At 75.1% G+C, this 15,432-nt stretch carries 13 protein-coding genes and 1 riboswitch; of the genes, 12 read left to right on the top strand and 1 reads right to left on the bottom strand.

The window, feature by feature from the left end:
- The first annotated feature begins 8 nt into the window (after positions 1-8).
- The 12 genes from H9640_RS09335 (at position 9) to H9640_RS09280 (ending at position 12,905) form a co-directional block, all read left to right on the top strand.
- A complete protein-coding gene (locus H9640_RS09335) occupies positions 9-2,324 on the top strand; it encodes a primosomal protein N' (RefSeq protein WP_191790440.1) in 2,316 nt (771 codons plus the stop codon).
- Positions 2,321-2,968, top strand: a complete 648-nt coding sequence (locus H9640_RS09330; protein WP_191790439.1) for an HAD family hydrolase — start codon at positions 2,321-2,323, stop codon at positions 2,966-2,968. Before H9640_RS09335 ends, H9640_RS09330 begins: the two co-directional genes overlap by 4 nt.
- Positions 2,969-3,032: 64 nt before the next feature.
- Positions 3,033-3,986, top strand: a complete 954-nt coding sequence (gene fmt / locus H9640_RS09325) for a methionyl-tRNA formyltransferase (protein WP_191790438.1) — start codon at positions 3,033-3,035, stop codon at positions 3,984-3,986.
- Entirely contained in the window at positions 3,983-5,632 is a 1,650-nt protein-coding gene (locus H9640_RS09320; protein WP_191790437.1) for an RsmB/NOP family class I SAM-dependent RNA methyltransferase, read from the top strand. The genes fmt and H9640_RS09320 overlap by 4 nt, the downstream gene beginning before the upstream one ends.
- 97 nt (positions 5,633-5,729) lie before the next feature.
- Positions 5,730-6,392 (top strand): ribulose-phosphate 3-epimerase, encoded by a 663-nt coding sequence (gene rpe, locus H9640_RS09315; protein ID WP_191790436.1) that lies wholly within the window; start codon positions 5,730-5,732, stop codon positions 6,390-6,392.
- A 218-nt stretch (positions 6,393-6,610) separates the two neighbouring features.
- A riboswitch (FMN riboswitch) is annotated at positions 6,611-6,736 on the top strand.
- Between the two features lie 115 nt (positions 6,737-6,851).
- Positions 6,852-8,156 carry a bifunctional diaminohydroxyphosphoribosylaminopyrimidine deaminase/5-amino-6-(5-phosphoribosylamino)uracil reductase RibD gene (gene ribD, locus H9640_RS09310; RefSeq protein ID WP_225226926.1) on the top strand — a complete coding sequence of 435 codons (1,305 nt, stop codon included), beginning with the start codon at positions 6,852-6,854 and terminating at the stop codon, positions 8,154-8,156.
- On the top strand, positions 8,156-8,863 hold the full coding sequence (locus tag H9640_RS09305) for a riboflavin synthase (protein WP_191790435.1): 708 nt from the start codon (positions 8,156-8,158) through the stop codon (positions 8,861-8,863). The genes ribD and H9640_RS09305 overlap by 1 nt, the downstream gene beginning before the upstream one ends.
- 8 nt (positions 8,864-8,871) lie before the next feature.
- The gene (gene ribB, locus H9640_RS09300) at positions 8,872-10,287 is read left to right on the top strand and encodes a 3,4-dihydroxy-2-butanone-4-phosphate synthase (protein ID WP_191790434.1); all 1,416 of its coding nucleotides are present in this window, start codon (positions 8,872-8,874) and stop codon (positions 10,285-10,287) included.
- On the top strand, positions 10,284-10,751 hold the full coding sequence (gene ribH, locus H9640_RS09295; RefSeq protein ID WP_191790433.1) for a 6,7-dimethyl-8-ribityllumazine synthase: 468 nt from the start codon (positions 10,284-10,286) through the stop codon (positions 10,749-10,751). Before ribB ends, ribH begins: the two co-directional genes overlap by 4 nt.
- A 129-nt stretch (positions 10,752-10,880) precedes the next feature.
- Positions 10,881-11,144, top strand: a complete 264-nt coding sequence (locus H9640_RS09290) for a phosphoribosyl-ATP diphosphatase (protein WP_030151355.1) — start codon at positions 10,881-10,883, stop codon at positions 11,142-11,144.
- 190 nt (positions 11,145-11,334) lie between these two features.
- Positions 11,335-12,189, top strand: coding sequence for an ATP phosphoribosyltransferase (gene hisG / locus H9640_RS09285; protein WP_191790432.1), 855 nt, complete (start codon positions 11,335-11,337; stop codon positions 12,187-12,189).
- A gap of 236 nt (positions 12,190-12,425) precedes the next feature.
- Positions 12,426-12,905: a PH domain-containing protein gene (locus tag H9640_RS09280; protein WP_318243717.1), complete on the top strand. Its 480-nt coding sequence runs from the start codon at positions 12,426-12,428 to the stop codon at positions 12,903-12,905.
- 190 nt (positions 12,906-13,095) lie between these two features.
- Here the strand turns inward: H9640_RS09280 and H9640_RS09275 are convergent, their stop codons facing one another.
- Positions 13,096-15,018 carry a DEAD/DEAH box helicase gene (locus H9640_RS09275; RefSeq protein ID WP_191790431.1) on the bottom strand — a complete coding sequence of 641 codons (1,923 nt, stop codon included), beginning with the start codon at positions 15,016-15,018 and terminating at the stop codon, positions 13,096-13,098.
- Between the last annotated feature and the right edge of the window lie 414 nt (positions 15,019-15,432).

Raw genomic sequence — 15,432 nt, 5'->3', positions numbered from 1 at the left:
ATAGGGCCATGACCAGCCAGGACGCCGCTCCCGAGGACGCGGGGGAACAGCTCACGCTGATCCCCGCGCCGCAGGCGCCGTCGCGCGCCGGTCGTACCGCCCAGGGCAAGGTCAAGGCCGCCCGTCCGGTGGGTGCGCTCGAGATCGCGAGCGACCTACCGGTCGCGCGGGTCGTCCTCGACCTGGTGCCGCACCACCTGGACCAGACGTTCGACTACCTGGTCCCGGCGTCCATGGCCCAGGGCGCGCAGCCCGGCGTCCGGGTCAAGGCCCGGTTCGGGCCGCAGGAGGCCGACGGCTACGTCCTTGCGCGCGCCGCGTCGAGCGACCACGACGGGCGGCTCGTGCCGCTCAAGCGGCTCGTGTCGGCCGAGCAGGTGCTCACGCCGCAGGTCGCGGCGTTGTGCCGCACGGTCGCCGACCACTACGCGGGCACGCTCTCCGACGTGCTGCGCCTCGCGATCCCGCCGCGGCACGCGCGGGCCGAGTCCGCGCCGTCGGGCACGCAGGACGCTCCCGGTGCGGCGGGGGACGCCGCGAGCGCCCCGGTCGCCGACGGCGACGCGCCGCAGGGCGCGAGCCCCCCGGCGCCCCCCGGGCCGCCGGACCCTGACCGGCCCTCCGCGTGGGCGCCCTACCGCGGCGGTGCCGCGTTCCTGAACCACCTGGTCGGCGGGTCTGCGCCGCGTGCGGTCTGGACGGCCCTTCCCGGCCGCGTGGCCGACGGCGAGCCCGTCCAGGGGGCTCGTCCCCCGGCGACCAGCGGCGGGGGCGAGCAGGACCCCGCGCAGGGCGTCCAGCACTGGGCCCTGGCGCTGGCCGAGGCCGTGCGGGCGACGGTGACGGGCGGACGTGGCGCGCTCGTGGTGCTGCCCGACGCGCGCGACGTCGACCAGATGTGCCTCGCCCTCGAGCTCGCGGGCTACGCACCGCACACCGCGCGCCGTGCCGGGCAGTTCGTGCGCCTGACCGCCGACGAGGGCCCCTCGCCCCGGTACCGCAGCTTCCTGGCGGCGTTGCGGGGAGAGGTGCGGGTCGTCGTCGGGACGCGCGCCGCGGCGTTCGCGCCCGTCCAGGACCTGGGCCTCGTGGCGTGCTGGAACGACGGCGAGGAGACCCTCGCCGAGCCCCGCTCGCCCTACCCGCACGCCCGCGAGGTCCTCGCGCTGCGCAGCGAGCTCGAGGGCGCGGCGTTCCTGCTGGGGTCGGTCAGCCGCACGGTGCAGGCCCAGGCGCTCCTCGAGTCCGGCTGGGCCCGGGAGGTCGCGGCCCCCCGCGAGGTGCTGCGCGCGCGGGCCCCACGGGTGCGGGCGCTGACGTCGGTCGAGCTCGCTGCCGAGGGCGCCGGGGCCGCCGCCCGCCTGCCGAGCGCCGCGTGGCGGGCCGTGCGGGACGCCCTGGGCGCGGGCCCGGTCCTGGTCCAGGTCCCGCGAGCCGGGTACCTGCCCGTCGTGGCGTGCGCGCGCTGCCGGACGGCCGCGCACTGCGGCACGTGCCACGGGCCGCTCATGCTGCCCGGCCCGGGCGCCCCACCGCAGTGCGCGTGGTGCGGCGCCCTGGCCGGGGCGTGGTCGTGCGACGAGTGCCACTGGACGGGCCTGCGCTCGGTGCGCGTCGGGTCGGGGCGCACGGCCGAGGAGCTGGGCCGGGCGTTCCCGGGCGTCGCGGTGCGTGTCTCGGGGGCGAGCGCCCCGGGCGGGGTGATCTCCGCTGTCGGGCCGCGCCCCGCCGTGATCGTGGCGACCCCGGGCGCGGAACCCGTCGCCGAGGGCGGCTACGCCGCCGCGCTGCTGCTCGACGCGGCGCTGAGCACCGCGCACGTGGGCCTCGCGGTCGCCCAGGACGCGCTGCACCGCTGGCTCACGGCCGCAGGCCTGGTGCGATCGGCCCGTGAGGGAGGCCAGGTGCTGCTCGTGGGCGACGCGGCCCCCGGGCCCACCAACGCCCTGGTGCGCTGGGACCCGGCGGGGTTCGCCGACCGTGAGCTGGCCGAGCGTCGCGAGCTCGACCTGCCGCCCGCCGTGCGGGTCGCCGCGGTCACGGGGGACCGGCAGGCCGTGGACGCCGTCGTGGCTCGCGTGGGACTCGCGGACGCCTCGACGACCCTGGGACCCGTCGAGGTCCCGGACGCCGCGGGCCGGCCTGGGCGGGGCGTGGCCGGGCGCGACCCGTCGCTACAGCCTCCTGTGCGCACGATCGTGCGCGTCCCGCTGCGCGACGGCCGCCGGCTCGCCCGCGAGCTCTCGGCCTCCCTGGCGGTCCGCTCCGCGAAGCGCGAGGGTGGGAGCGTACGCGTCCAGCTCGACCCCAAGGAGATGTTGTGAGCACCGCCGAGCGCGAGAACCCGACCCGGGCCCTGATCGACACGGTCCTGTTCGACTTCGGCAACGTCCTGGTGACCTGGGACCCGTACGCCGCCTACGTGGGGCGCATGGACCGCGCCGACGTCGAGGCCTTCTTCGAGGCCGTCGACTTCCCCACGTTCAACGCCCGCCAGGACGCGGGCCGGTCCTGGGCCGACGCGCGGCGCGAGATCGCCGAGCACCACCCCGAGCACGTGAGCCTGCTCGACGTGTACACCGAGAACTTCGCGGCGAGCCTCGTGGGGCCCGTGCCCGGCACGGAGGAGGTGGTGCGCGAGCTGCGCGCCCTCGGCGTGCGGCTGTACGGCCTGACGAACTGGTCCGCGGAGATGTTCCACGAGGCCGAGCCCGCAGCCCCGGCGATCGGGCTCATGCAGGACGTCCTGGTCTCGGGGCGCGTGGGGCTCGTCAAGCCGGACCCGCGCATCTTCGAGGCCGCGACCGAGCGCTTCGCCCTGGACCCTGCGCGCACCCTGTTCGTCGACGACTCCGTGGCGAACGTCACGGCCGCCGCCGGGCTGGGGTTCCGGACCCTGCGCTTCGAGGACGCCGCGGGGTTGCGTGCGGTGCTGCGCGACCTCGGCGTCGGGGTGCGCACCTCCTGAGCGGGACCGGGCGGAGGCCCGTCCCGGGGCGGGCCGGGAGGGGCGCACCGCCTAGACTCGCCCCATGCGTGTGCTCTTCGCCGGAACCCCGGACGTGGCCGTCCCGGCCCTCGATGCCCTGATCGACTCCCGGCACGAGGTGGTCGCCGTCCTCACCCGCGCCGACGCGCCCTCGGGTCGCGGCCGCCGGCTGACACCCAGCCCTGTGCGGGTGCGTGCGGAGGAGGCCGGGATCCCGGTCATCACGGACCGCCCCCGCGGCGAGGAGTTCGTGGCCCGGCTCGCGGCCCTGGAGGTCGACTGCGCGCCCGTGGTGGCGTACGGCGAGATCCTGCGCCGCGAGGTGCTCGACGTCCCCCGCCTCGGCTGGGTCAACCTGCACTTCTCGGTCCTGCCCGCCTGGCGCGGCGCGGCCCCCGTGCAGCGCGCGATCATCGCGGGCGACGAGGTCACGGGAGCCACGACGTTCCTCATCGAGGAGGGACTGGACTCGGGGCCCGTGCTGGGCACCATGACCGAGACCATCCGTCCCCGCGACACCGCTGGCGACCTCCTGGGCCGGCTCGCTACCTCGGGCGCCGGGCTGCTCGTGGCGACGCTCGACGCGATCGAGGACGGCGCCGCGTCCCCGGTCGTCCAGCCCGCCGAGGGGATCAGCACGGCCGCGAAGCTGACCCCCGAGGACGCGCACGTGCGCTGGGCGCACCCCGCGCTCGCGATCGACCGCCAGGTGCGCGGCTGCACGCCCGCCCCCGGCGCCTGGACCACGCTGCCCGACGGCGCCCGCCTGGGCCTGGGCCCCGTGACGCCGCGCCCCGACGTGGACGACCTGGCGCCCGGCGAGCTGCGCGCCGCCAAGCGTGAGGTCCTGGTGGGCACCGGCACGCACGCGGTCGCGCTCGGCGAGGTCGCGCCCGTGGGCAAGAAGCACATGACCGCGACCGACTGGGCACGCGGCGCCCGCCTGGGCGAGCACGTCGTCCTGGGCACCCCTGACGAGACGAAGGACCACGCATGAGCGGCGAGGCACGCACCGGCGGCACCCCCGGGCCCGAAAGCGGACACGGCGGGCACGGCGGGCACGGCGGGCCCGGTGGCCGTGACCACAGTGACCGCAGTGACCGTCGTGACGCGCGCGGACACGAGCGCGGGGCGGCCCGCGTCCGGGGCGCGGGCCAGCGCTCGGAGGCGGCGCCCTCGCAGCGCGCCAAGGGCGCCGACCCGGCACGCAACGTCGCGTTCGACGTCCTGCAGGAGGTCGCGACCTCCGACGCGTACGCCAACCTCGTCCTGCCCCCGCTGCTGCGCTCACGCGGCATCCGTGGTCGCGACGCCGCGTTCGCGACCGAGCTCGCCTACGGCACCCTGCGCCTGCGCGGGCGCTACGACGCGATCATCGCCCAGTGCGTCGACCGCCCCCTCGACCAGGTCGACCCGAACGTGCTCGACCTGCTGCGCCTCGGGGCCCACCAGCTCCTGGGCATGCGCGTGGCCCAGCACGCGGCCGTCTCGGAGACCGTGGGCCTGGCCCGCGCCCGCGCCGGGGCGGGCAGCGCACAGTTCGTCAACGCGGTCCTGCGCAAGATCTCCCGCTCGAGCCTCGAGGAGTGGCTCGAGGCCATCACGCTCGAGGCGCCCGACGACGTCACTCGCCTCGCGATCACCCAGTCCCACCCGGTGTGGATCGCCCGGGCCATGCGGGAGGCCCTCGTCGGCACGGGACGCTCGGCCGACGACCTGGCCGAGCTCCTCGAGGCCGACAACGCCGCGCCGCGCGTGACGCTCGTCGCCCGCCCGGGCCTGGTCAGCCGCGAGCGCCTCGCGGGCGAGGTCACCCACGACGTGCGCGGGGACGCCACGACCACCCCCGGGCGCTGGGCGCCCACGGCCCTGGTCCTGTCGGGCTCGGACCCGGCCGCGATCCCCGCGGTCCGGTACGGGGCCGCCGGCGTCCAGGACGAGGGGTCCCAGCTCGTGACGCTCGCGTTCGCGGCAGTACCGACGCTGCCCACGCTCGCCTCGGCCGGTGACGGCGCCTCGGCGGGCGACGGCGCAGCGAACCCCGACGAGCGCTGGCTCGACCTGTGCGCGGGCCCGGGCGGCAAGGCCGCGCTCCTGGCCTCCCTCGCGGGCGAGCAGGGGGCGCGCATCGTCGCGAACGAGGTCGCCCCCCACCGGGCTCGTCTGGTCGAGCAGGCGCTCGCGGCCGTGCCCGCCGACGCGGTCGAGCGGGTGCAGGTGGGCGACGGACGCCAGGTGGGGGTCGAGGAGCCCGGCGCGTACGACCGCGTGCTCGTCGACGCCCCCTGCACGGGCCTGGGCGCGCTGCGCCGCCGCCCCGAGTCGCGCTGGCGCCGCACCCCCGGGGACATCGCGACCCTCACGACCCTGCAGCGCGAGCTCCTCGGCTCAGCCCTGGACGCCGTGCGTCCCGGTGGCGTCGTCGGGTACGTGACGTGCTCCCCGCACCTCGCGGAGACCCAGCTCGTGGTCAAGGACGTCCTGGCCGGGCGCGGCGACGTCGAGGTCCTCGACGCGGCCGCCGCGGTGCGCCAGGTCGCCGGGGACGACATCCCGCTCGCGGACCGCACCGACGTGCAGCTGTGGCCACACGTGCACGGCACCGACGCGATGCACCTGACGCTGCTGCGCCGTCGGGCCTGAGGCCCCCTGCCCACGGCCTGGTCGGGTGGTCAAGGCCACCCGACCAGGCCGTGGGGCGTCCGCGCACGGCGCGGGGGCGCCCTCTAGGCTGGTGCCCATGTCCGCACTCATCGCCCCCAGCATCCTGTCCGCCGACTTCGCGAACCTCGAGCGCGACCTGGGCGCGATCGCGACCGCCGACTACGCGCACGTCGACGTGATGGACAACCACTTCGTGCCCAACCTGACCCTGGGGCTGCCGATCTTCGAGCGCCTCGCCCAGGTGTCCCCGGTGCCGCTCGACGCGCACCTCATGATCGCCGACCCGGACCGCTGGGCCCCCGGCTACGCCGAGGCCGGCGCCGCGTCCGTCACGTTCCACGCCGAGGCCGCCACCGCCCCCGTGCGCCTGGCGCGCGAGCTGCGCCGCCTGGGCTCGCGCGCAGGCCTCGCGCTGCGCCCCGCGACGTCGGTCGAGCCGTTCCTGGACCTGCTGCCCGAGTTCGACATGCTCCTGGTCATGTCCGTCGAGCCCGGCTTCGGCGGCCAGTCCTTCATCGAGGGCGTGCTGCCCAAGGTCCGCCGTATCCGCGACGCCGTGTCCGACGCCGGGCTCGACGTGTGGGTCCAGGTCGACGGCGGCATCTCGCGCGCCACCATCGAGCGCGCGGCCGAGGCCGGGGCCAACGTGTTCGTCGCCGGCTCGGCCGTGTACGGCGCGGAGAACGTGCCCGAGGAGATCGCGGCCCTGCGGGCGCTCGCGGACCAGCACACGCACTGACCCCGGCCGGCCGCCCGACGGTCCGTTCCCGGCGCCCCGCTCGGGGGCGCCGCGCCCCGGGACCGTTCACATCGTTCCAGCCCGCGGGACGCAGCGGATCGAGTTCCTGCGGGGGAATCCCGGTGTGGCATGCTGGGTGGAGACGGGACGCCGGGCGCAGCGCACCTCAGGGAGCGCGAGCCAGGGTCTCGACGGTCAGCAGCATCAGCAGTACGCACACACGTGCTCCGGGGTCGGTGTAATTCCGAGCCGGCGGCGACAGTCCGCGACCCACGCCTCGGCGTGGTTGACCTGGTGGAACTCCAGGACCGACGGTGAAAGTCCGGATGGGAGGAAGTACGTGGCGGCGCGGGGCAGAGCCCTGTGCCGTGGTGTCGTGACGTCCGTGGACCCTTGAGGTCCCCAGACGTCGTCGACCACCCCTCACCCCGGAGCGTCGTGCTCACCGGGAGGAGGATCATGGGCGCCAGGCCCTCACTGACGATCGACGACGCGATGCTGCGTGCGCTCGAGCTGGCCGCGCGCGGCCCGGCCCATGGCCCCAACCCGCGCGTGGGCGCCGTCCTGCTGGGCCCCGCGCCCCGCCCCCCGGGCTCCCTGCCCGACGCCGCCGCCCGCGGCCTCGTGGACGGCTCGCCCCGGGTGGTGCTCGCCGAAGGCTTCCACCAGGGCGCAGGCACCGCGCACGCCGAGGCGGCCGCCCTGGCCGACGCCCGCGAGCGCGGCGTGGACGTGCACGGCGCGACGGCCGTGGTCACGCTCGAACCGTGCAACCACACCGGACGCACGGGGCCGTGCGCGCAGGCGCTGCTGGACGCGGGCGTGGCCGAGGTCGTCTACGCCGTCGCGGACCCGAACCCCGTCGCGACCGGGGGCGGCGAGCGCCTCCGCGCGGCCGGTGTCCGGGTGGCCCCCGGGCTGCGCGAGGCCGAGGGAGAGCGACTCCTGGGGCCGTGGCTCGTCGCCGTGCGCCGCGGGAGCCCCTACGTGACCCTCAAGCTCGCCTCGACCCTCGACGGGCGCGTGGCGGCCACCGACGGCACCTCGCAGTGGATCACCGGGCCCACGGCCCGCCAGCACGCGCACCGAGTCCGTGCGCAGGTCGACGCGATCCTCGTGGGTACCGGGACCGTCGTGGCCGACGACCCGTCGCTCACGGCGCGCACAGGGGAGCCGGAGCCGGAGCTCGCCGAGCACCAGCCCCTGCGCGTCGCTGATGGGGTGGTCGGGCCGGAGCCGGGGCTTGCCGAGCACCAGCCCCTGCGCGTCGTCGTCGGGCTCCGTGACCTCCCTCCGGGCGCGCGGCTCGCGCCGGGCGGGCCCTGGACGAGCGACGGCGGCGGGCCCGTGCTGCACCTGCGCACGCACGACGTCCACGCGGTCCTGGCCGGGCTGGCCGCGCGCGAGGTGCGCCACGTCCTGGTCGAGGGCGGCCCGGGGCTGGCGACGGCGTTCCTCGCGGCGGGGACGGTCGACGAGGTCCACGCCTACCTCGCACCCGTGCTCCTCGGTGCGGGCCTGGGGGCGGTGGGAGACCTCGGCGTGACCACGCTCGCGGGCGCCCCCCGCTTCTCCACGCACGACGTGCGGCGACTCGGCGAGGACGTCCTGGTCGTGGCCCGGGCCGTGCCCGCTGCGCCGTCCGTGCCCTCCACGCCTCCTGGTACCGCCCCCGGCCTCGGCGTGGCGGGACCACCCGAGCCCGATGCCCGGACCTCCCCCCACGACAGCACCCACCGCACCACCCCCGAACAGGAGAAGTGATGTTCACCGGAATCGTCGAAGAGATCGGCACGGTCCGCGAGATCGCGTTCCCCGGGGGTGAGACCTCCGACGCCGTCCTGACGGTGCACGGCCCCCTCGCCACCTCGGACGCCCGCCTGGGCGACTCGATCGCGGTCGACGGCGTGTGCCTGACCGTCACGGGCGTGGGACAGGACGGCACCTTCACCGCCGACGTCATGCCCGAGTCCCTGCGTCGCACCGCCCTGGGCGGTCTGCGCCCCGGCTCGTCCGTGAACCTGGAGCGGGCCGTGCGCGCCGACACGCGCCTGGGCGGGCACATCGTGCAGGGACACGTCGACGGCGTCGGGTCCCTCGCGCGCCGGACCCCGGGGGAGCGGTGGGACGACCTGGTCGTGTCCACGCCCCCGGGGCTGACGCGCTACGTCGCGGAGAAGGGCTCGATCACGGTCAGCGGCGTGTCCCTCACGGTGACCCACGTGGACGACACCTCGTTCGGGGTGTCCCTGATCCCCACGACGCTCGAGGCCACGAACCTGGGCTCCCTCGTCCCCGGGGACCGGGTCAACCTCGAGGTCGACGTCCTCGCGAAGTACGTCGAGAGACTCCTCACGACCGGTGCCGCCCTCCTGGCCGGCCGGGACGGTCGGGCGCTCGCGGGCACCGACGATCCCGCGAGCGCCTCCGGCCCGGCGGACGACCCCAGGACCAGCGCAGCACAGGAATGAGCACCGCCATGAACCCCCAGCCCGACGCCGCCCGTCCCGGCGACGCCACCCCCCACCCGTCCGAGCACCCCGGGCACGTCCGGACCGGCACCATCGAGGAGGCCCTCGACGCGATCCGCGCCGGGCGTCCCGTCCTGGTCGCCGACTCCCCGGACCGCGAGAACGAGGCCGACGTGGTCTTCGCGGCCGGGACCGTGACCCCCGAGTGGGTCGCCTGGACCATCCGGCACTCCTCGGGCTACCTGTGCGCGCCCATGCCGGCCGCGCGGGCCGACGCCCTGGACCTGCCGCTCATGGTGCCCCACAGCCAGGACCCGAGGCGCACGGCCTACACGGTCACGGTCGACGCCGCCACGGGCGTCACGACCGGGATCTCCGCCGTCGACCGGGCCAGGACCCTGCACGTCCTGGCCGACCCCGCCTCGGGTGCGGTCGACCTCATCCGGCCCGGGCACGTCCTGCCCCTGCGCGCCGTCCCGGGCGGGGTGCTGCACCGTGCCGGGCACACCGAGGCCGCGGTCGACCTCGTGCGCCTGGCAGGGGCGGGCGAGGTCGGAGGCATCGCCGAGCTCGTCAACGACGACGGCACCATGATGCGGCTCGACGACGCGGCCCGGGCGGCCGAGGACGCCGGGCTGGTGCTCATCACGATCGCCGACCTCATCGCGTGGCGCCGCGAGCACGACCCCGCCGTCCCCGAGCAGGACACGCAGCCCACGCTCGTGCCCCGCGTGCAGGCCACGAGCGTGGCCGACCTGCCCACCGCGCACGGCCACTTCCGCGTCCACGGGTACCGCGACCTGCGTACCGGGGCGGAGCACGTGGCCCTCGTGCCCGTGGCCGTCCCTGCGGGGGGCGGCGCCCTCGCCGGCACCGGGCAGGACGGCGCCCCCGTCGCACCGCTCGTGCGCGTGCACTCCGAGTGCCTGACCGGGGACGCGTTCGGGTCGCTGCGCTGCGACTGCGGCCCCCAGCTCCAGGCCTCCATGGAACGCGTCGCCGCACTCGGCGGGGCCGTGGTGTACCTGCGGGGGCACGAAGGACGCGGCATCGGCCTGCTCGCCAAGATCGGCGCCTACGAGCTGCAGGACGCCGGGTTCGACACCGTCCAGGCCAACCTCGAGCTCGGGTGGCCCGTGGACCGCCGTGAGTACGGCGCCGCCGCCGCGATCCTGCACGACCTCGGCCTCGACCGCGTCACGCTCCTCACCAACAACCCCGCGAAGGTCACGGGGCTCGCCGCGCACGGCATCGACGTCGCCGACGCCCACCGGCTCGAGGTCGGGCACGGCGAGCACAACCACGGCTACCTCATGACGAAGAAGGTCGCCATGGGCCACCTCCTGGACAGCCTCGAGATCACCCCCGAGCACACCCCCGACACAGCACCCACCACCCACACCACCAAGGAGAACGACCGATGAGCGGCGCAGGAGCACCCCAGATCACCGTCGACGGCACCGGGCTGCGGATCACCGTCGTGGCCGCCAGCTGGCACACCGAGGTCATGGACGGCCTCCTCGCAGGGGCCCGCCGGGCGCTCGCGGCCGCGCACGTCACGCACGTCACCGAGATCCGCGTCCCCGGGTCGTTCGAGCTGCCCGTCGCGGCCGCGCGCGCCGCCGAGCACGGCGCGGACGCCGTCGTCGCGCTGGGCGTCGTGATCCGCGGCGGGACCCCGCACTTCGAGTACGTGTGCTCGGCCGCCACGACGGGCCTGACCGACGTCTCGGTACGCACCGGGGTCCCCGTGGGCTTCGGGGTGCTCACGTGCGACGACGAGCAGCAGGCGCGCGACCGGGCGGGGCTGCCCGGCTCCCGGGAGGACAAGGGCGCGGAGGCCGTCGAGGCGGCCATCGCGACGGTCGTGGCGCTGCGCGACCTCTGAGCACCCGCTGACGGCCCGACGGCGTGGCGCCCCCTCGATGCGCACGCACCGAAGGGGCGCCGCGGTCGCCCGGTGACCGGTGGGCGGGACAGATCCACCCGGCCACCGCCGGGCGACTACCCTGGTCGGGTGAAGACGTTCGAAGGGCTGTTCGCCGAGCTCACCGAGAAGGCCACCACCCGACCCGCCGGTTCCGGCACGGTCGCGGAGCTGGATGCCGGTGTCCATGCGATCGGGAAGAAGATCGTCGAGGAGGCCGCCGAGGTATGGATGGCGGCCGAGTACGAGGGCGACGACAAGACGGCCGAGGAGATCTCCCAGCTGCTGTACCACGTGCAGGTGCTGCTCCTCGCCAAGGGCCTGACCCTGCAGGACGTGTACAAGCATCTGTGAACCCGGCCAGGTCCGGGTCCAGGGGGAGGCGCACGGAGGCTCAGGCCACCGGGTCGCTTCCCTCACGCATGTCCGTCCGCAGTCGTCCACCGTCCGTCCCCGGGCACCGGCCCTCGCCGGTGCGCCGACCGGGTGATCGGTCCCCCTGACCGCCCCGCCCCCCGAACTCCCCAAGAAACGCGAGGACCCCGTGCTCCGCATCGCCGTTCCCAACAAGGGCTCCCTGTCCGAGCCCGCCGTCGACATGCTCCGCGAGGCCGGCTACCGCCAGCGCCGCGACACCCGCGAGCTCGTGCTCGCGGACCCGGACAACGACGTCGAGTTCTTCTTCCTGCGCCCGCGCGACATCGCCGTGTACGTCGGCACCGGCACGGTCGACGCCGGCATCACAGGCCGCGACCTGCTGCTCGACTCGGGCGCAGCGGCCGTCGAGCACATGCAGCTCGGCTTCGCCGGATCCACGTTCCGGTACGCCGCCCCCGTGGGCACCATCACGTCCCTCGACCAGGTCGAGGGCCTGCGCGTCGCCACGTCCTACGAGGTCCTGGTGGAGAACCACCTGCGGTCCAACGGCGTCACGGCCTCCGTGGTGCACCTGGACGGCGCGGTCGAGTCCGCGGTCCAGCTCGGCATCGCCGACGTCGTCGCGGACGTCGTGTCCACCGGCACGACCCTGCGCGGGGCCGGCCTGGAGGTCTTCGGCGACCCCATCCTGAAGTCCGAGGCCGTCCTGATCCGCCCGGCCTCCGTGACCGACGACGCGGTCTCCGCAGGCCTCGAGACGCTCACACGCCGACTGCTGGGCGTCCTCACGGCCCGCCAGTACGTCCTGATGGACTACGACGTACCCGCACACCTCGTCGAGGCCGCGGTGGCCCTCACGCCCGGCCTGGAGTCCCCGACCGTCTCGCCGTTGCACGACCGCGACTGGGCAGCCGTGCGCGCCATGGTGCGCCGCGACCAGACCAACAAGCTCATGGACGCCCTCTACGAGGTCGGCGCACGCGCGATCCTGGTGACCTCGATCCACGCCTGCCGCCTCTGACGCCTCCGCGTCTCCGACAGAGCCAGGCCACCCCGAGCGGTGGACCGTGCGTCGACGGGGAACGGCCACCACGAGCCTGCGCTGCCCGGGTGCCACGACAGCACCCGGGCAGCGTCGTCTCCCGTCGCGACGACGCGGCACGGCGACCGGCACCCGAGGAGCCGTGACCACCCCGCGGGCACCCTCCTCGCCGCACGACCGATGAAAAGGGCCGCAGGACGGGGGAGGATGGACACGTGAGCAGCTATGTCGCCCCACCCCCCGACCTGCCCCCCGGAGACCCCTACGCCCCCTTCCGGCCACGCTGGGGCACCGCAGTGGCATACACCGCCGCCGTCGCGATCCTGGCAGGTTGCACCTTCGTCGCCCTGGTCGCGACCGGCCCCGGGACCGACTCCGGATGGAACAAAGCCGCCACGATCGGCGTCGGCGCCTTCTGCGCCCTCGTCCTGTGGCGCCTCGGCCAGGTCCGGGCCACCGTCACCCCCGAGCACCTGACCGTGCACAACATCGTCTTCACCCGCCGCCTGGACTGGCCCCAGGTCGTCTCCGTGCGCTTCGGCCCCGGCGACCCCTGGGTACGCCTCGACCTGTCGGACGGCAAGGCGCTCGCGGTCATGGGCATCCAGCGCGCGGACGGTGCACGACGCAGCGAGAACGAGGCAGCGCGGCTGGCGGCGCTCGTCGTGGCCCACGGCGAGGGGCACGAGGACTGACGCGACGCCGTCGGGCCCGGAGGACGCTCGCCTGGCCCCGCCCCGCAGCGAGCGCGTGTCTCGGGCACGGTGCACGGCGCGGGCCGAGGTCCGGAGCGGTCCTCGGGAACGCGAGAGGGCCCCCGGAACCAGCAGGTTCCAGGGGCCCTCTCGTCGTGCTCAGCGGCCGGGGATCAGGCCACGCGGACGATCAGCGCTCGCCGGCGCGGAAGCGGGGAGCCTTGCGCTCGCCGCCGCGCTCGGGGCGCTCATCGTAGCGACCGGCCGGGCCGTGGCCCGAGTGACCGCCCGAGTAGCCGCCCGAGCGAGGCGCGGAGCCACCCGTACGGGGCCCGCGGGCGCCCTGAGGCGCACCCTGGTCCACCTGGATGCGCAGCGACTTGCCCGCGACACGGGCCCGCGAGATGCGGTCGATCGTGGCGGAGTCGAGCGGGGTCGCGATGTCGACGAGCGAGAAGCTCGGGAAGATGTCGATCTTGCCGAGGTCCTTGCCGTTGAGCCCGCCCTCGTTGGTCAGGGCGCCCACGATGCCCGACGGCTGAGCGCCGTGCGTGTGCCCGACGGCCAGGCGGTAGCGGGTGCCCACCGCGTCGCGACGGATGCCACGCTCGCCGCCACGGCCACCCTCACGGGGGCCACGCGAGTCGCGCTCGCCGTAGGGGCGGGACTCGCGCTCACGGCGAGCGTTCTTCGCCTCGGCGCGCTGCGCCTCGAAGAGCTCCTGCTCCTCGCGGGCCTTGGGGCCGTCGTCACCCACCGACAGGGCGACCAGAACCGCTGCCAGGTCGATCGGGTCGACGTCCGACTCGGCGACGTACGCCGCGACCAGGTCGCGGTACATCGACAGCCGGCCAGCGGCCTGACGCTCGGCGACCTGACCGAGGATGCGACGTGCCTTGTGCGCGGAGACGTCCGCGGGGGAGGGCACGTCGACCTCTTCGAGGCTCGCACGGATGGTCTTCTCGATGAACTTCAGACGGTTGCGCTCGCCCGGGGTCACGAAGCTCAGCGCCTCACCCGTACGACCGGCACGACCCGTACGACCGATGCGGTGCACGTACGCCTCGGGCTCGCCCGGCAGGTCGAAGTTCACGACCAGGCCGATGCGGTCCACGTCCAGGCCACGGGCCGCGACGTCCGTCGCGACCAGGACGTCCAGGGCGCCAGAGCGCAGACGCTCGACGATCTTCTCGCGGTCCTTCTGCGCCACGTCGCCGGAGATCGTGGCTGCCGAGATGCCGCGCTCGACGAGGGCCGAGCCGACCTCCTCGGCCGCACCACGGGTCCGGGTGAACACGATCGCCGCGTCCGCGTCCGACGTCGCGAGCACGCGCACCAGGGCACCCGTCTTGTGACGGAACGGCACGACCGAGTACGTCTGGCGCACCGAGGTGACCGTCGAGGACTGACGGGTGACCGCGATCTCGACCGGGTCGTTCAGGTGCTGGGCGGCCACGCGGCGGATCGGAGCGGGCATCGTCGCGGAGAACAGCGCGACCTGACGCTCCTTGGGGGCCTGGCCGAAGATCTTCTCGACGTCCTCGGCGAAGCCCATGCGGAGCATCTCGTCGGCCTCGTCCAGGACCAGGTAGCGGATGTCGTCGAGCACGAGGCTGCGACGCTCCAGGTGGTCCATCACGCGGCCGGGGGTCCCGACGACGATCTGTGCACCGCGCTGCAGGGCGCGCTGCTGCGGCTGGTAGGGGGAGCCGCCGTAGACCGCGACGACCTCGACACCCGGAACGTGCTTGGCGAAGGTCTCGATGGCCTCGGCCACCTGCATCGCGAGCTCACGCGTCGGGGCCAGGACCAGGCCCTGGACGCGACCCAGGTTCGGGTCGATCGCGGCGAGCATCGGCAGACCGAACGCGGCGGTCTTGCCCGTGCCGGTCTGGGCGACGCCCGTGATGTCACGCCCGGAGAGCAGGGCGGGGATCGCACGCTCCTGGATGGCGGAGGGGATCGTGAAGCCAAGGTCCGTCACGGCCTTGAGGATGTTCGTCGGCAGGCCCAGGTCCGCGAAGGTGGGGCCGGACTGCTCGGCAGGAGCCGGCACCTGGGCGGTCTCGACCTGGTCGAGGGCGTGCATGGGCGCAGAGGTGTCAAGAGACATAGAGATGTGTTCAACCGTTTCGCTGAGGGTGGGAGTTACGCGTGGTTGCCAAGTCGGCTCTCCACTGGCCGCACTCCCGAACACACACCGGTGACTCGCCCGCGCAAAAACAGCGGCGGGCCACACTCACACGAACACGCGGGAACAGCGACGAACTCCAGATTGTGCTGCCAGTCTACGCGACGCCCGCCCCGGAGGAGGAACGAGGGCCCGGTGACGTCGAGCACAGGGCTCCGCGGGCGAGTGCCGGACACGACGCAGCCACGCCTCCGCGAGGTTCCTGAGGCCGCTGTCGCGCACACCACCTCCGGCCATATCCATATGAACCGGAAGAACCGGTCACAACGCCCCGCCGGACACCAGAAATGCCAGCACCCGGCCCCCGCCCGGCCCTAGGATGACCAACCGTAGGAT

Origin of the sequence: Oerskovia gallyi, from assembly GCF_014836745.1 — a bacterium.
Lineage (GTDB): Bacteria > Actinomycetota > Actinomycetes > Actinomycetales > Cellulomonadaceae > Oerskovia > Oerskovia paurometabola.
The sequence above is the reverse complement of the archived record's forward strand: the minus strand, read 5'-3'. Positions and strand labels throughout refer to the sequence as shown.